Genomic DNA, 15782 nt, shown 5'->3' on the forward strand with positions numbered 1-15782 from the left:
TCGTGCGCCGCTAGTCTTCGTCTTGTATAGCAAAAGTAGTCTTCCGGCGCGCTATTCACCACTAGAAATGAAACCGCGGACCGATACTTTTTTGCATTCGGGTTAGTCCTGGCGCGGCCGGTGTCAAATTTGATGCAATGCAATACGCTCCGCAACACGCGTCCATCACGCTGCGGCGGACTGCCCATCGCGCTGAAAAGCCGCGCTGCGCGGCGCTGCGCCACAAAAAACCGTACTTCGTCGCCTTGACTTTCGTTTCGCCGGGTACGATCATTCGCTCACATGCAGAGCAAATGCTCCAACCCAAGAAGAAACGCACGCTACTAGCCGTGCGAGCAAGGACATTCAGGAGACGCACATGAACAGCGGGCAAGACAGCGGCGCGGCCGCACACGTGATCCTGCACATCGGCGCGGGATCGTTTCATCGCGCGCATCAGGCGTGGTATCTCCATCGATTGAACGAGGCCAACGTAGCGGGCGAGCCGCACTGGTCGCTGACGGTCGGCAATATCCGCAGCGACATGAACGCGGTGCTCGAAGCGCTCGCCGCGCAAAACGGCGTCTATACGCTCGAGACCGTCACGCCTCAAGGTGAGCGCGCCTACGAGACGATTCGTTCGATCGAGCGCGTGGTGCCGTGGACCGAAAGTCTCGACGCGCTGATCGAAGCGGGCGCCGACCCGGCCTGCAAGATCATCGCATTCACCGTCACCGAAGGCGGCTATTACCTCGACGAGCAGGACGAGCTCGACACCGCCAACCCCGATCTCGCGGCCGACCTCAAAGGCGGCCACACCACCATCTACGGCGCGCTGGCCGCGATTCTCGACGCGCGCATGAAAGCCGGCGCGGGCCCGGTCACGCTGCAGACTTGCGACAATCTGCGCAGCAACGGCGAGCGCTTCCATGCCGGCATGAGCGAGTTTCTCGAACGACGCGGCGCGCTCGAACTGGCGCAATGGTTCGATGACAACACCGCCAGTCCGAGTTCGATGGTCGACCGCATCACACCGCGTCCCATGCCGGACGTGCGCGAGCGTGTCAAGGCCGCCACCGGTGTCGACGACGCCGTTCCGGTGATGGGCGAAGCGTTCATCCAATGGGTGATCGAAGACAACTTCATCGCCGGACGCCCGGCATGGGAAAAAGTCGGCGCGGAACTGGTCGACTCGGTGATGCCGTACGAAGAGGCGAAGATCCGCATTCTCAACGCGACGCATAGCTGCATCGCCTGGGCGGGCACGCTGGTCGGGTTGAACTATATTCACGAAGGCACGCTCGACGCGGACATCAACAAATTCGCCTACGAATACGTGACCGAAGACGTGATTCCGTGCCTGACGCCGAGTCCGCTCGATCTCGAACGCTATCGCGACGTGGTGCTCGAGCGCTTCAGCAATCCTTATATCCAGGACACGAACCAGCGCGTCGCGGCGGACGGCTTTTCGAAGCTGCCCGGATTTATCGCACCGACGTTGTCGGAGTGTTTCGAGCGCGGCGTCACGCCCGCGGCGACGGCCATGTTGCCGGCGCTGTTCTTCCGTTTTCTCGATCGCTGGAACGCCGGCGAGTTGCCCTACGCATATCAGGACGGCGTGATGGATGAGCGTGTCGCGCGTGCTTTCTTCGAGGCGCCCGATCCATTGAAAGCGTTCGCCGCCGACCGTCTGCTGTGGGGCAGCATGGCGCAGACGCCGGAACTGGAATCGGCGCTGGAAGGCGCCCTGGCGCGCGTCGATGTATGGCTCACCAAACGCGGCGCGGTTTGAACGCCGCTGACTTGATGATTCATAAGGGCCGCGCACCGCGCGGCATAGAAGCGCGCAGGTGCCACGCCCGGCACAGCCAGGCTTAATGCGCATGGCACCGCGCGCCATGTGCGGCTAAAGTAGCGCATCTCCAACGACGAAGGTTCCGCGCCCATGTATCTCGGCATCGACCTCGGCACGTCCGAAGTGAAAGTTCTGCTGCTCGCCTCCGACGGACGCGTGATCGGCACCGCAGGCTCACCATTCACCGTTTCGCGCCCGCATCAGCGCTGGGCCGAGCAGAATCCCGAAGATTGGTGGGCCGGCACGCGTATCGCGCTCGCCGCGTTGCGCGCCAAACATCCCGACGAGTTCGCGCAGATTCGCGGCATCGGCCTGTCGGGTCAGATGCACGGCGCCGTGCTGCTGGACGCGCAGGACCGCGTGCTGCGTCCCGCGATCCTGTGGAACGACATGCGCAGCGACAAGGAATGCGCGGAACTGACCGAGCGCGCGCCCGAGTTGCACAGCGTGGCCGGCAATCTCGCCATGCCCGGTTTCACCGCGCCGAAGCTGCTGTGGGTCGCGCGCCACGAACCCGAGATCTTTGCGCAGACCGCCTGTGTGTTGCTGCCGAAAGATTACTTGCGCCTGCAACTGACCGGCGGCAAGGTGTCCGATCCATCCGATGCGGCCGGCACGCTGTGGCTCGATGTCGCCAAACGCGACTGGTCGGACTCGCTGCTCGCAGCCTGCAATATGTCGCGCGCGCAGATGCCGAGCCTCGCCGAAGGCAGCGAGCCATCCGGCACGCTGCTGCCCTCGGTCGCGCATGAATTCGGCCTGAGCGACGGCGTAATCGTGGCGGCCGGCGGGGGCGATAACGCCACCAGCGCGATCGGCATCGGCGCGACGCAACCTGGCGACGGCTTCGTCTCGCTCGGCACGTCGGGCGTGCTGTGCGTGGTCGGCGACAGCTTCCGGCCGAATCCCGCTTCGGCGGTGCACGCGTTCTGTCACGCGATTCCGGATCGCTGGCATCAGATGAGCGTGGTGCTCTCCGCCGCGAGTTGTCTGCGTTGGGTCTGCAAGCTGACTTCCACCGACGAACCGACCCTGCTCGCCGAAATCGAGGCGCTCCCCGCAGACGCGTTGAACACCGCGCCGCTCTTCCTGCCCTATCTGTCAGGCGAACGCACGCCGCACAACGACCCGTATGCGCAAGGCGTGTTCTTCGGCATGACGCACGCAACGGATCGCGCGTTGCTCGGCTACGCGGTGCTCGAAGGCGTCACGCTTGCGCTCACCGACGGCCTCGACGCGCTGCGCGCGGCCGGCACCGAAGCGAAAGCGCTGTCGCTGCTCGGCGGCGGCGCCCGCAGCGACTACTGGGCCCAACTGCTCGCCGACGCACTCGACACCGCCACCCGCAAGCACGGCGGTGGCGAGACCGGCGCGGCGCTCGGCGCGGCACGCCTCGGCTGGCTGGCCGCCGGCGGCGATCCGGCCACCGTGCTGACCAAGCCGCCGATCGCCAAGGAGTTCACGCCGAACCCGCGCCGCCATGCCGAACTGCGCGCGCGGCTCGAAGCGTATCGCGCGCTTTACCGTCACGTGCGGCCGTTGTTCGACCCCGCGCGGCAACCGCTTGCCTGACCGGCAATCCGCGGCCGGTTTCCGCGCCAGGGTTAGTTGAAGCGCGAAGACCGGCTGCTATCATCGGCGCACTTCAAGCGAACCGTCACCGTGCCCAAGTCCACAGAAAAATTAGATCTTGCTACCCGCGCCGCGTGGCTCTATTACGTTGCCGGCAACACCCAGAACGAGATCGCCGAGAAGCTCCAGGTATCGCGCCCGGTCGCGCAACGGCTGGTCGCCTTCGCGGTCGAAAAGAATCTGATTCGCGTGCGCGTCGATCACAAGCTGGCGGACTGCCTCGCCCTCGCCGATCAACTGTCCAAGCGCTACGGTCTGAGCATGTGCGAAGTGGTGCCCATCGACAGCGATACGTCGGATGAGGTCGATCGCAAACTGGCGGTGGCCGGCGCGCAGGTGATGGAGCGCTATCTCGGCGAGGAAAAACCGATGGTGGTCGCGGTGAGCAGCGGCCGGACCTTGAAGGCCGCCGTCGATCAGATCGCACAGCTGGACCGTCCGCAGCACCGGCTGGTATCGATGGTCGGAGCGATCGCCCAGGACGGCTCCTCGAACCGCTATGACGTCGCGCTGCACATTTCGGAGAAGACGGGCGGCAAGCATTTTCTGCTGCCCGCGCCGCTGCTCGCCGATAGCGAAGCGGAACGCGCGCAGTGGTGCAATCACCGGCTTTATCGGATTGTCGAGTCGCTATCGGCGCAGGCCGACGTGGCGTTTGTGGGCATCGGCAATATCGGGCCGAAATGTCCGCTGCTCGAAGACGGCTTCATTACGTCGGCGGAAGTGAAAGAACTGATGCAGAACGGCGCAGTGGCTGAAATGCTCGGACTGCCGATCGATGCAGCCGGCGCGCACGTCGAATCGCCGACCGGCCGGCGCGTCACGAGCATCGCGCTCGACTCGCCGCCGCAGCGCCCGACCATCGCTTTCGCCGGCGGGCAGCGCAAGCGTGAAGCGCTGATCGCGGTGCTCAAAGGCGGCTGGCTGTCGGGATTGGTGACCGACGAATCATGCGCGAGAGCCGCGCTCGAGGCGTAAGCGGGCGGGCTGCGGAAATGCCGCCCTACATCGCCGTCAGGCCCTCGGTGATGATGATCCGGTATTCCCCGCCCTGCAGACGTGTTTCGCTGACGGCCTGATACTCCGGGCTGCGATACCAGGCAATCGCTTCGTCGTAGCTGGCGAACTCGAGGATCAGAATTTCGTCGATCGGCGGACCTTCCACGACTTCCTTGCGGCCGTGGCTCGCCAGCATCATGACCGGATGCTGCTCGAAGGTTGCAGGTGCAACCTGTTTGTATGCATCCAGCTTCGCGGGGTCGAGCGTTTTCTCGCGCGTAATGACGACGTAGGCGGCCATGAGCGTTTCCGGGGCGTGGTTGAAAGGAAAGCGGCGCGCCCGCCGCTTTCCCAATCGTCACGCGGCCAGCACTTCGACGATCTTACGCTGGAATGCTTTCCCTGCGCTGTCGAACAGATGGCAGTGCTCCGGCGTCGCGCCGAGTTTTTGCGTCTCGCCTTTCGTATGACGTTCGAGCGGCGGAATGCGCGCGATCAGTCCGTCCGGAGCGACGCTCGATTCCGCGTACAGATAGGCTGCGTCGCCAAGAGACTCGACAGCCATCGTGCGGGCCGAGACGCCGTCGTCGGCCATGCCTACGTGCAGATGCTCGGGGCGAATGCCGACCGTCACCTTGTCGCCCTGCTTCACCGCGGCCGGTTCCACCGCGACGCGCTGCGTCTCGCCGGTTTCGTAGCGCACCGTGACGCCGTCATGCGTGACCGACTGCACCACGCCTTCCATGAAGTTCATCTTCGGCGAACCGATGAATCCCGCGACGAAACGGTTGGCCGGCGCGTGATACAGCATGGTCGGGCTGCCGACCTGCTCCAGATTGCCCGCCGACAGCACCACGATCTTGTCCGCCAGCGTCATGGCCTCGACCTGATCGTGCGTCACGTAGATCATCGTGGTCTTCAGTTCGTCATGCAGACGCGCGAATTCGAGGCGCATTTTCACGCGCAAGGCAGCGTCGAGATTCGACAGCGGTTCGTCGAACAGGAACACCTTCGGCTTGCGCGTGATCGCGCGGCCGATCGCCACGCGCTGACGCTGGCCGCCCGATAACTGCTTCGGCTTGCGATCGAGCAAATGGTCGATGTGCAGGATCTTCGCGGCGTTGCGCACGGCGGCGTCGATTTCCGGCTTCTTGGTGCCGGCGAGTTTCAGGCCGAACGCCATGTTGTCATACAGCGTCATGTGCGGATACAGCGCGTACGACTGGAACACCATCGCGATGCCGCGCTTGGCGGGCGCCACGTCGTTCACGCGCATGCCGTCGATGGTCAGATCGCCGCCGCTGATATCTTCGAGGCCGGCGATCATCCGCATCAGCGTTGATTTACCGCAACCGCTCGGGCCCACGAACACGACGAACTCGCCGTCCGCGATATCGAGGTTGATGTCGCGCATCACTTCGTTTTCGTCGTACGCCTTCCTGATGTTGCGCAGAGTTACGCTTGCCATGATGTGTCTCCGTGTAATGCTATGTGTTGCTTGTCCGATATTTCGGTTGCCTGAGTTGTTTGAGACGCTCAGGCGGCTACATTGATCCGCTTTCGATGCCGCCGCTTATGGCGCGGCGGCCGTCGCACTCAGCGTCCATTGCGCGACCAACTCCGGCAGCTGCTGCATGTCGTCGAAGACGTGACGCGCGCCGGCTGCATGCAGCTTGTCGATCTGCGCGTCGCTCGCGTGACCGCCGCCGATGAAACCGAGCACCGTCATGCCAGCCGCGCTTGCCGCGGTCACACCCGTGACGCTGTCCTCTACCACGAGGCACGCCGAGGGCGCGAGTCCGAGACCCTTGGCCGCCGCCAGATAGACGTCGGGCGCGGGCTTCGGATTCGGCACCGCGTCGGCGCAGAACAGACGGTCGCCGAAAAATCTCACGAGGCCCGTGCGCGTCAGCACCGTTTCCACATACGGGCGAAAGCTGTTGCTCGCGCAGCCTTTCGTGAGCGGCACCTGAGCGAGCGCGGCTTCGATGCCTTCGACCGTCGGCGCCTGCATCGCCGCCGCTTCCACAGCTTGCCGGATCGAATCGATATCCTCGTCGCTGAGGCTTTTGCCGAGCTGTGCCGCGGTGCCTTGCAGCACTTTCTCGATGCGCAGTCCGAGCAGCGGCAGCACGACCGGTTCGACGTCGGTGTCGGGCCAGCGCGCTTCGAGTTCGTGCACCAGCATGCGCGCCGCCACGGCTTCGCTGTCGATCAGCACGCCGTCGCAATCGCAGATCAGCGCGAAATTGCCGGCGAGCGTGCTTGCACTCGTGCCTGCCGTCATTTGACCGCCCCGAAGGTAAGGCCGCGCACCAGTTGCTTCTGCGACAGCCAGCCGACGATCAGGATCGGCGCGACCGCCAGCAGCGAAGCGGCGGACAGCTTGGCCCAGAAGAGACCCTCAGGACTCGAATACGAAGCGATAAACACGGTCAGCGGCGCGGCGTTCGAACTCGACAGGTTGATGCTCCAGAACGCTTCGTTCCACGAAAGGATCACGAGCAGGAGCGCCGTCGATGCGAGCCCAGGCAGCGACATCGGCATCAGCAGATAGACGATTTCCTGCCACGTCGCGGCGCCGTCGATCCGGCCGGCTTCGAGAATGTCACGCGGAATTTCGGCGAAGTACGTGAACGACATCCATACCGCGATCGGTAAATTGATCAGCGTGTAGACGATCACGAGACCCGACACCGAATCCAGCAGACCGCTGTTTTTCCACAGCAGATAGATCGGCACCAGCACGCCGACCGACGGCATCATCTTGGTCGACAACATCCACAGCAGCACTTTCTGCGTGCGCCGGGTGGGGAAGAACGCCATCGCATACGCGGCCGGCACGGCGAGTATCAGGCACAGAATCGTCACGCCCGCGGAGATCAGTATCGAATTCCACGCGAACGAAAAGTAATTGCTGCGCGCGAACACCTCGCGAAAGCTATCGAGCGTCGGGATGAAAAACAGCGACGACGCATAGGCTTGCTGCTCCGTCTTGAATGCGGTGATCGTCATCCAGAAGATCGGAAAGAACAGCAGCAGGGCGACGAACCAGGCGATCACGCCGGGAATGCCGCGTCGGATCGCGGCGAACGGCGACTTCGCCGGGACCGTCATGGCAGTCTGGTTCGACACCGGGGTAGAGGCAACGTGGCTCATTTTTCGTACTCCCCTTTCAGGTTCTTCGCTAGCATCCGCACCAGGAAGAACGACACGATATTGGCCAGCACGACAGCGAGAATGCCGCCCGCCGAAGCGAGACCGACGTCGAACTGTTGCAGGCCCAGCGAATAGATCAGGTACGACAGGTTGGTGGTCGCGGTGCCCGGACCGCCGCCCGTGGTCGTGTAGATTTCGGCGAAGATCGACAGCAGGAAAATCGTCTCCATCATCACCACCACCGCAATCGCCCGCTTCAGGTGAGGCAGCGTGATGTAGAAGAACATCGAGAACGGACCTGCTCCGTCGATACGCGCCGCCTCCTTCTGCTCCTGATCGAGCGACTGGATCGCCGTGAACAGAATCAGGAAGGCAAAGGGCAGCCACTGCCACGCAACGATCATGATCACGGCCGTCAGCGGATATTCCGCGAACCAGTCGATCGGTGTCATGCCCATGGCGCGCATGCCTTGCGCGATCAGGCCATACACCGGATGCAGGATCATGTTCTTCCAGATCAGCGCGCTCACGGTCGGCATCACGAAGAACGGCGCGATGGCGAGCAGCCGCGCGATCCCCTGGCCGTAGAACTTGCGGTCGAACAGTATCGCCATCAGCACGCCGCCGACCACCGTGATCACGAGGACCGAGACGATCAGTTCGAGCGTGTGACCGATCGAAGGGCCGAACGACGGATCGCTGGCAAGATATTTATAGTTGTCGAAACCCGCGAAGCCTTTCAGATCCGGATTCAACAGGTTGTAACGCGAGAACGAAAACCAGATCGTCATCGCAAGCGGAATCGCCATCCACAGCACGAGTACCGCGACCGAAGGCGTGGCTAGCCAGCGAGCGGAATTGGCTTTGCGGATTTCGCGTTCTTTTTCTGTCTGGGGATGGGCATGCATGATAGGTAGGCGCAGAGGACGCATGATTGACCACCTGTTCGGTAATGCGCGGACCGCCGCCCGAAGCCGCGACGACACCGTGCGATGTCGCGGCGCACGTGTGGCGGAAAGGCCCGCTGTGCCGCGTAAGCCGGCTGACGGGCGTCAGCCGGCGCGTGCCACGTAACGACCGTGGCTTACTTCTGGTAGCCGGCCTGCTTCACCGCGCGATCCGCGGTGGCGTTGCCGGCTGCCAGCGCCTGATCGATCGTCATCTGACCGGCAATCGCGCCGGAGATGCTCTGACCGACCACGGTGCCGAACGACTGGAACTCAGGAATCCCGACGAACTGCACACCGGTGTACGGCACCGGCTTGAGCGTCGGATGCTCCGGATCCGCCGTTTCGATCGCTTTCAGCACGAAGTCGCCGAACGGCGCCGCCTGCTTGTATTCAGCGCGCGCGTAGGTGGATTTACGCGTTCCCGGCGGCACCGAGGCCCAGCCTTCGTCCTTCGCGACCAGTTCGATGTACTGCTTCGACGTGGCCCACGTGATGAACTTCTTCGCCGCGTCAGGCTGCTTCGACGACTTCGGAATTGCCAGCGCCCAGGCCCACAGCCAATGTGAACCCTTCGGCGTGACCGCCACCGGCGCTGCAGCGAAACCGACCTTGTCGGCGATCTGCGATTGCTGCTTGTTGTAGAGCATGCCGGCCGCAACCGTGGCGTCGATCCACATGCCGCACTTGCCGGACGACATCAGCGTGAGGTTCTCGTTGAAGCCGTTCGAACTTGCTCCCGGAGGGCCGTCCTTCTTCAGCAGATCGACGTAGAAGGTCATCGCTTTTTTCCATTCCGGCGAGGTGAGCTGCGCGTTCCACTTCTCGTCGAACCAGCGGCCGCCGAAGGTATTCACCACCGTCGTGCCGTAGGCCATGTTCTCGCCCCAGCCCGCCTTGCCGCGCAGACAGATGCCGTAAATGCCGTTGGCTTTGTCCGTGAGCTTGTCGGCGAATTGCGCGATCTGGTCGTAGGTCGGCTGATCGGGCATCTTCAGCCCCTTGGCCGCGAACAGGTCCTTGCGGTAATACGTCATCGAGCTTTCGACATAGAACGGCAGCGCGTACAGCTGGCCGCCGTTCGAGAGGCCGTCGCGGGCCGTCTTCACGACGTCGTTCAGATCGTAATCAGCGGGCAGGTTCGTGAGCGGCGTGAGCCAGCCGCGCTTGCCCCATTGCGGCGTTTCGTACGCGCCGATCGTCATCACGTCGAACTGGCCGCTGCCTGTCGTGATGTCGGTCGTGGCGCGCTGACGCAGCACGTTTTCTTCGAGAATCACCCAGTTCAGCTTGATGTCCGGATTCGCCTTTTCGAATTCGGGCGAGAGCTTCTTCAACTCGATCATGTCCGGATTGTTCAGCGTGGCGATCGTCACCGTCGCGGCCGACGCGCTCAATGCAAAGCATGCGACAGCGCCGGCAGTGACCGCCTTTAGCGTGGATTTGAGAGCTGGCTTCATGTGTTGTCTCCTTTCTCGTACGTTATGTAGTGCAGCGTTTGTTCTACGAAAATGACGATGGACGGCGCGGATTCAGCTCATCCAGTTGCCGCCGTCGACGTTCAGGGTTTGCGCGGTGATGTAGTCTGCATCCGCCGACGCGAGGAACAGAGCGGCGCCGGTCAGATCGTCCGGCACACCCATGCGGCCGAGCGGCACCGCTTCGCCGACAAGGCGTTTCTTCTCGCCGAGCGGGCGGTTTTCATAGCGGGCGAAGAGCGCGTCGACTTCGTTCCACATCGGCGTATCGACGACACCCGGCGCGATGCCGTTCACATTGATCTTGTGCGCCGCCAGCGCCAATGCCGCGGATTGCGTGTAGCTGAGCACGGCCGCTTTGGTCGCGCAGTAGTGCGACACGAGCGCCTCGCCGCGCCGCCCGGCTTGCGACGACATATTGATGATCTTGCCGCCGTGGCCCTGCTCGACCATCTTTTGCGCCACGGCTTGCATCAGGAAGAACATGCCCTTCACGTTGACCGCGAAGAGGCGGTCGAACACGTCCCAGGATTCGTCGAGGATCGGGCGCATGTCGAAGAGCGCCGCGTTGTTGAAGAGAATGTCGATCTGCCCGAAGCGCTCCAGCGTGCTCGCCACGATGCGCTGGATATCCTCACGGCGCGTGACGTCGGCGCTCACAGTCAGCACGCGATCGCCGTAGGTGGCACGCAGTGAGTCGCCGAAACTGTCGGCCGGCTTCACGTCGACCAGCACGCAACGCGCGCCTTCGTCCAGATATCGCCGCGCCACGGCTTCACCGATTCCGCTTGCCGCGCCCGTCAGAATGGCCACCTTGTCTTGCAATCGTGCCGCCACTGCTCGTCTCCGGTTCGTTTCGCTTCTTGAGGCGCGGTGAGCGAACGCTCATCGCGCGAACAATTGCTCTGTTAGTGATCGAATGATCGGATACGCACCGGGTCATGTCAAGGCGCCCGAGCAGATTTCGATGGTGCAGCGCGGCAGGATTCCGGCACCAATCATCCGCCCCGAACAACACTAGTACGAGAAATCGAAGACAGCCAATCTGCTTTCTGCTCGCCCTGCTGACAAATTCTCGAGATACGTTATATCATTGCGGCCTCGCTTCGTTTCGAAGCCGAAGGGTCGCGATTTCGCTTGCTTGCCATTTCGTCAGGAGCCTGCGCCGATGGCTACATCTACTGCAGCACACCATGCCGCGCGCCTCGCGCATGCCGAAGCGCATGCCGCGTTGCACGGGCTCGCACTGACGCCGCTGCGTCGTCAGGTGTATGCGGCGATCGTCGCCAGCGAGCGGCCGATCGGCGCTTATGAATTGCTGGATGCGCTCCAGCCAACACGCGGTCGTGTGCCGCCGACAACCGTATATCGCGCGCTGGATTTTCTACTCGCGCATGGCTTCGTGCATCGGATCGAATCGAAGAACGCGTTCGTGGCCTGCTGCGAAGTCGGCGTGCCGCACCGCAGCCAGTTTTTGATGTGCGACGGCTGCGGCGCGACCGTCGAAATTCCCGGCGACGACCTCGCCGAACAGTTGTCGCATAGCGCGCCGGCACATGGCTTTGAGGTGCATCGGCAGGTGGTCGAACTGAGCGGTCTATGCGCGCTGTGTGCCCGCGCGGCGCGGCCTGCGGGTGCTTCAGCCGGCGTGAAGCCGGCATAGCGCACACGCCCCTTCTAACGTCAGTGGTTCATTCAACTCTCACGCAGCAGGACACAACAATGAAGAAATTCGGCTCGATGTTGAACGGGGCGCAGCGTGCGCTGAAGCTGTCGAAGTACGTCGCGGTAAGCGCCGCCGTCTTCGCGTTCGGCCACGCCGCGATGGCCGCGGATGCAAAAATCCCAGTGGTCGCGGCAGAGAATTTTTACGGCGACGTGGTGCAGCAACTCGGCGGCGATCGCGTCGACGTGACGAGCATCCTCAGCAATCCGGACCAGGACCCGCATCTGTTCGAAGCGAGCCCGAAGACCGCGCGTGCGTTGCAGCATGCGAGCCTTGTGGTCTACAACGGCGCCGACTACGATCCGTGGATGGCAAAATTGCTGGCGGCGTCGAAGGGCGCGAAGCGCGTGACGATCGTCGCGGCCGACCTCGTCGGCAGGAAAGGCGGCGACAATCCGCACCTCTGGTACGACCCGGCGACTATGCCGAAAGTGGCGCGCGCGGTGAGCGAGGCGCTCGTCGCGGCTGACCCGGCGCACAAGTCGGCGTACGATGCGAACCTCGCGAAGTTTCTCGATTCGCTGAAACCGGTCGACGCCAAGGTCGCCGAGCTGCATGGCCGCTACGCGGGCGTGCCGGTGACGGCAACCGAACCGGTGTTCGGCTACATGTCCGACGCGGTGGGCCTGACAATGCGCAACCTGCGCTTCCAGCTCGCCACCATGAACGACACCGAAGCCAGCGCGGCCGATATCGCCGCGTTCGAACGCGACCTGCGCGAAAAGCGCGTCCGTGTTCTGATCTATAACAGCCAGGCAACCGAGGCCCTGACCACACGCATGTTGAAGCTCGCGCAGCAATCGAAGGTGCCGACCATGAGCGTCACCGAAACCGAACCGGCCGGCAAGACCTATCAGACGTGGATGCTGACGCAGCTCGACGCGCTGGGCACGGCGCTGGCCTCGGGCGATGCGAACGGCGCCAATGCGGCTGTGGCGTCAGGCGCGAAAGGAAAAACCCAATGACCCAGACTGGCCGCAGCGCGCCAGCGCGTGTGCCCAGCACCGCACCCGTGCTCGAACTCGAACACGTCACGCTCGAACTCGGCGACCGCACGATTCTGCGCGACACCGGCTTCGTGGTGAACCAGGGCGAATTTATCGGCGTGCTCGGGCCCAACGGCGCGGGCAAGACAACGCTGATGCGCGCCGTCCTTGGTCTCGTGCCTGCCGCTCACGGCGCGATCCGCGTGCTGGGGCAACCGGTCGAGCGCGGCAACGCGTCGATCGGCTACATGCCGCAGACGCGCAGTGCCCTGGCCGGACGCCGCGTGCGTGGGCGCGATTTCGTCGCGATGGCCGCCGACGGCCATCGCTGGGGCTTGCCGCATGCGGACGCGGCCACGCGCGCCGATGTCGAACGTGTGCTGGATCTGGTGGGCGGCCGCAAGCTGGCCGAGCGGCCGTTGTCGGAACTGTCGGGCGGCGAGCGTCAGCGGCTGTTGCTCGCGCAGTGCCTGCTCGGCAACCCGAAGCTGCTCTTGCTCGACGAGCCGTTGATCAGCCTCGATCCGCATCATCAGAAGAGCGTGGTCGAACTGGTACGGCGCGTGCAACAGGAACTCGGCATCGCCGTGCTGTTTTCGGCGCATGAATTGAATCCGCTGCTGCACGCGCTCGATCGCGTGCTGTATCTCGGCAGCGGCGTGGCGGCGCTCGGCACCGTCGACGAAGTGATCACCCGGCCGGTCCTGTCGCGCCTCTACGGCTCGCCGATCGACGTGATGCGCGTGAATGGCCGCATCTTCGTGATGTCCGGCGACGTCGAAGTGGAAAAGCACGATCACGAGCACGAACACGACGAGAACGGCGGCCACGGCCACTCGCATTCCCATTCGCACGGCCACGCGCACGGCCACTCACATCAGCACGACTCACGCGACGGACACAAGCACGATGTTTGAATACGATTTCATGGTGAACGCATTCGCGGCGTCGGGGATCGTCGCGGTGCTGGCCGGCGTGGTGGGCTATTTTCTGGTGATGCGCGGACAGACCTTCGCGGGCCACGCGCTCTCGCACGTCGGCTTTACCGGCGCGACCGGCGCGGTGCTGATCGGCATCTCGCCGATCTGGGGGATGATCGGCTTCACGCTCGCGGCGGGCGTCGGCATGGGCGCGCTCGGCGAACGTCTCGCCGGACGCGACGTGGCGATCGGCGTGATCCTCTCGCTGTCGCTCGGTTTCGGTTTGCTGTTTCTGCACTTTTTCATCGCGTATGCGACTCAGGTCACCGCGCTGCTGTTCGGCAACGTGCTCGGCGTGAATGCGTCGACGCTCGGCGTACTGGCGGGTTTGGGCGTCGTGAGTTTGCTGGCGCTCGCGGCGATCATGCGCCCGCTGCTGTTCGCTTCGTTGCAGCCGGAACTGGCCGAAGCCAAGGGCGTGTCGTTGCGCCTCGTGTCCGTGCTGTTTCTCGCAATCGCCGCGCTGGCCGTGGCGGCGTGCACGCAGATCGTAGGCGTGTTGCTGGTGTTCACGCTGATGGTCGGCCCGGCCGCCGCCGCGCAGAACATGACGACGCGCCTTTCAGCGGGTCTCGTGCTCGCCGCGGTATTCGCGCTGCTGCAGGCGTGGCTCGGTTTGACGCTCGCGTTCTATACCGATTGGCCGACGAGCTTCTGGATCACCGTGCTGTCGGCGGTGGTGTACGGCGGGAGTCTGTTGAGACGGCATTGAGTCTTCAGGGACGATGGCGGCGTCGCATCTGCATACCGCCGTCGTCGTCCTGCGAGACTCAGCCGAGCAGTACCTTCGCGTGATGCGCGAGATGATCCTCGATGAACGTCGAGATGAAGTAATAGCCGTGGTCGTAACCCGCATGACGGCGCAACGTCAGCGGTTGACCTGCGGTCTGGCAAGCGGCTTCGAACACATCCGGATTCAGTTGCTCCGCGAGGAACTGATCCGCGAGCCCCTGATCGACCAGAATCCCTTCCGAGAACTTGCGCGACGTACGCGCGACCAGTTCGCTCGCGTCGTACTGTTTCCACGCTTCGCGGTCGTCGCCCAGATAGCCGCTGAACGCTTTCTCGCCCCAGGGGCAACGCGTCGGCGCGGCGATCGGCGCGAACGCCGACACCGATCGATAAATCTCCGGATTGCGCAACGCGAGCATCAACGCGCCGTGACCGCCCATCGAATGCCCGAAGACGCCCAGACGCGCGCCGTCCACCGGCAGATTAGCGAGCACCGTTTCGCGCAGTTCGTCCCGCACGTACGAGTACATCCGGTAGTGCTGCGCCCACGGCTGCTGCGTGGCATCGACGTAAAAGCCCGCGCCCACGCCGAAGTCCCACGCCGCGCTTTCGCCCGGCACGCCCGCGCCGCGCGGACTCGTATCCGGCGCGATCAACGCAATGCCGTGCTGCGCGGCGAAACGTTGCGCGCCGGCTTTGACCGGAAAGGTTTCTTCCGTGCATGTGAGACCCGCGAGATAGAACAGCGCGGGCACGTTCGCGTTGGCCTGCAGGGCCTGCGGCGGCAGATAGAGGGAGAACCGCATCGACAGGCCAATGGTCTGCGAGTCGTGCCGATAGATGCGCTGCTCGCCGCCATGACAGGCGTGCGACGACAAGAGTTCGAGCATGACGAAGCTCCGGTTCAGTACAGCACGACCGAGCGGATCGACTCGCCCTTCTTCATCAGATCGAAACCCTCGTTGATGCGTTCGAGCGGCAGACGGTGCGTAATCAGATCGTCGATATTGATCTTGCCTTCCATGTACCAGTCGACGATCTTCGGCACATCGGTGCGGCCGCGCGCGCCGCCGAATGCCGAGCCTTTCCATTCGCGGCCCGTCACCAGCTGGAACGGACGCGTGCTAATCTCTTCGCCCGCCGCCGCCACGCCGATGATGAATGACTGGCCCCAGCCCTTGTGCGTGCATTCGAGCGCCTGACGCATCACCTTGGTGTTGCCGATACATTCGAACGAATAGTCCGCGCCGCCATCGGTGAGTTGCACGATGTGATCGACCACGTTCTCGACTTCGTTCGGGTTGATGAA

At 63.6% G+C, this 15782-nt stretch carries 16 protein-coding genes; 7 read left to right on the forward strand and 9 right to left on the reverse strand.

The genetic code is table 11. The features are described 5' to 3' along the window. The first annotated feature begins 358 nt into the window (after positions 1–358). The 3 genes from dalD (at position 359) to B0G75_RS34200 (ending at position 4444) form a co-directional block, all read left to right on the forward strand. Entirely contained in the window at positions 359–1771 is a 1413-nt protein-coding gene (gene dalD / locus B0G75_RS34190) for a D-arabinitol 4-dehydrogenase (protein ID WP_106314239.1), read from the forward strand. A gap of 153 nt (positions 1772–1924) precedes the next feature. After that, the gene (xylB, locus tag B0G75_RS34195; protein ID WP_106314240.1) at positions 1925–3406 is read left to right on the forward strand and encodes a xylulokinase; all 1482 of its coding nucleotides are present in this window, start codon (positions 1925–1927) and stop codon (positions 3404–3406) included. A gap of 90 nt (positions 3407–3496) precedes the next feature. Beyond that, positions 3497–4444 carry a sugar-binding transcriptional regulator gene (locus tag B0G75_RS34200; protein ID WP_106314258.1) on the forward strand — a complete coding sequence of 316 codons (948 nt, stop codon included), beginning with the start codon at positions 3497–3499 and terminating at the stop codon, positions 4442–4444. Between the two features lie 25 nt (positions 4445–4469). Here B0G75_RS34200 and B0G75_RS34205 read toward each other — a convergent pair whose 3' ends face one another. The 7 genes from B0G75_RS34205 to B0G75_RS34235 all read right to left on the reverse strand — a co-directional run bounded on the left by B0G75_RS34205 (position 4470) and on the right by B0G75_RS34235 (position 10886). Further along, a complete protein-coding gene (locus B0G75_RS34205; RefSeq protein ID WP_106314241.1) occupies positions 4470–4766 on the reverse strand; it encodes a DUF1330 domain-containing protein in 297 nt (98 codons plus the stop codon). Positions 4767–4823: 57 nt separating this feature from the next. Beyond that, positions 4824–5933, reverse strand: a complete 1110-nt coding sequence (locus tag B0G75_RS34210) for an ABC transporter ATP-binding protein (protein WP_106314242.1) — start codon at positions 5931–5933, stop codon at positions 4824–4826. Between the two features lie 105 nt (positions 5934–6038). Continuing rightward, the gene (locus B0G75_RS34215; RefSeq protein ID WP_106314243.1) at positions 6039–6752 is read right to left on the reverse strand and encodes an HAD family phosphatase; all 714 of its coding nucleotides are present in this window, start codon (positions 6750–6752) and stop codon (positions 6039–6041) included. After that, on the reverse strand, positions 6749–7582 hold the full coding sequence (locus tag B0G75_RS34220) for a carbohydrate ABC transporter permease (protein ID WP_258194831.1): 834 nt from the start codon (positions 7580–7582) through the stop codon (positions 6749–6751). The genes B0G75_RS34215 and B0G75_RS34220 overlap by 4 nt, the downstream gene beginning before the upstream one ends. Positions 7583–7620: 38 nt before the next feature. Then, positions 7621–8556, reverse strand: a complete 936-nt coding sequence (locus B0G75_RS34225; protein WP_106314245.1) for a carbohydrate ABC transporter permease — start codon at positions 8554–8556, stop codon at positions 7621–7623. 152 nt (positions 8557–8708) lie between these two features. Beyond that, positions 8709–10031 carry a sugar ABC transporter substrate-binding protein gene (locus B0G75_RS34230; protein ID WP_106314246.1) on the reverse strand — a complete coding sequence of 441 codons (1323 nt, stop codon included), beginning with the start codon at positions 10029–10031 and terminating at the stop codon, positions 8709–8711. A 72-nt stretch (positions 10032–10103) separates the two neighbouring features. After that, entirely contained in the window at positions 10104–10886 is a 783-nt protein-coding gene (locus tag B0G75_RS34235) for an L-iditol 2-dehydrogenase (protein WP_106314247.1), read from the reverse strand. 331 nt (positions 10887–11217) lie between these two features. Here B0G75_RS34235 and B0G75_RS34240 point away from each other — a divergent pair, with 331 nt between their 5' ends. The 4 genes from B0G75_RS34240 to B0G75_RS34255 are packed head-to-tail and all read left to right on the forward strand — an operon-like array spanning position 11218 to position 14453. Then, the gene (locus B0G75_RS34240) at positions 11218–11712 is read left to right on the forward strand and encodes a Fur family transcriptional regulator (RefSeq protein ID WP_106314248.1); all 495 of its coding nucleotides are present in this window, start codon (positions 11218–11220) and stop codon (positions 11710–11712) included. A gap of 59 nt (positions 11713–11771) precedes the next feature. Beyond that, a complete protein-coding gene (locus B0G75_RS34245) occupies positions 11772–12740 on the forward strand; it encodes a metal ABC transporter solute-binding protein (protein ID WP_106314249.1) in 969 nt (322 codons plus the stop codon). After that, positions 12737–13678, forward strand: coding sequence for an ABC transporter ATP-binding protein (locus B0G75_RS34250; protein ID WP_106314250.1), 942 nt, complete (start codon positions 12737–12739; stop codon positions 13676–13678). Before B0G75_RS34245 ends, B0G75_RS34250 begins: the two co-directional genes overlap by 4 nt. Next, positions 13671–14453 carry a metal ABC transporter permease gene (locus B0G75_RS34255; protein ID WP_106314251.1) on the forward strand — a complete coding sequence of 261 codons (783 nt, stop codon included), beginning with the start codon at positions 13671–13673 and terminating at the stop codon, positions 14451–14453. Before B0G75_RS34250 ends, B0G75_RS34255 begins: the two co-directional genes overlap by 8 nt. 58 nt (positions 14454–14511) lie before the next feature. Here the strand turns inward: B0G75_RS34255 and fghA are convergent, their stop codons facing one another. Further along, positions 14512–15363: an S-formylglutathione hydrolase gene (gene fghA / locus B0G75_RS34260; RefSeq protein ID WP_106314252.1), complete on the reverse strand. Its 852-nt coding sequence runs from the start codon at positions 15361–15363 to the stop codon at positions 14512–14514. Between the two features lie 14 nt (positions 15364–15377). Further along, on the reverse strand, positions 15378–15782 hold a 405-nt coding region (locus B0G75_RS34265), incomplete at its 5' end, for a zinc-binding dehydrogenase (protein ID WP_146142567.1).

It is taken from the genome of Paraburkholderia sp. BL18I3N2 (assembly GCF_003001875.1).
Taxonomy (GTDB): Bacteria; Pseudomonadota; Gammaproteobacteria; order Burkholderiales; family Burkholderiaceae; genus Paraburkholderia; species Paraburkholderia phytofirmans.

Bases quoted from the DNA above. Each gene is read 5' to 3' on its own strand.
- B0G75_RS34250 (WP_106314250.1), top strand. From the start codon at position 12,737: ATGACCCAGACTGGCCGCAGCGCGCCAGCGCGTGTGCCCAGCACCGCA.
- B0G75_RS34220 (WP_258194831.1), bottom strand. From the start codon at position 7,582: ATGACGGTCCCGGCGAAGTCGCCGTTCGCCGCGATCCGACGCGGCATT.
- xylB (WP_106314240.1), top strand. From the start codon at position 1,925: ATGTATCTCGGCATCGACCTCGGCACGTCCGAAGTGAAAGTTCTGCTG.
- B0G75_RS34230 (WP_106314246.1), bottom strand. From the start codon at position 10,031: ATGAAGCCAGCTCTCAAATCCACGCTAAAGGCGGTCACTGCCGGCGCT.
- B0G75_RS34215 (WP_106314243.1), bottom strand. From the start codon at position 6,752: ATGACGGCAGGCACGAGTGCAAGCACGCTCGCCGGCAATTTCGCGCTG.
- dalD (WP_106314239.1), top strand. From the start codon at position 359: ATGAACAGCGGGCAAGACAGCGGCGCGGCCGCACACGTGATCCTGCAC.
- B0G75_RS34210 (WP_106314242.1), bottom strand. From the start codon at position 5,933: ATGGCAAGCGTAACTCTGCGCAACATCAGGAAGGCGTACGACGAAAAC.
- B0G75_RS34240 (WP_106314248.1), top strand. From the start codon at position 11,218: ATGGCTACATCTACTGCAGCACACCATGCCGCGCGCCTCGCGCATGCC.
- B0G75_RS34255 (WP_106314251.1), top strand. From the start codon at position 13,671: ATGTTTGAATACGATTTCATGGTGAACGCATTCGCGGCGTCGGGGATC.
- fghA (WP_106314252.1), bottom strand. From the start codon at position 15,363: ATGCTCGAACTCTTGTCGTCGCACGCCTGTCATGGCGGCGAGCAGCGC.
- B0G75_RS34205 (WP_106314241.1), bottom strand. From the start codon at position 4,766: ATGGCCGCCTACGTCGTCATTACGCGCGAGAAAACGCTCGACCCCGCG.
- B0G75_RS34245 (WP_106314249.1), top strand. From the start codon at position 11,772: ATGAAGAAATTCGGCTCGATGTTGAACGGGGCGCAGCGTGCGCTGAAG.
- B0G75_RS34225 (WP_106314245.1), bottom strand. From the start codon at position 8,556: ATGCGTCCTCTGCGCCTACCTATCATGCATGCCCATCCCCAGACAGAA.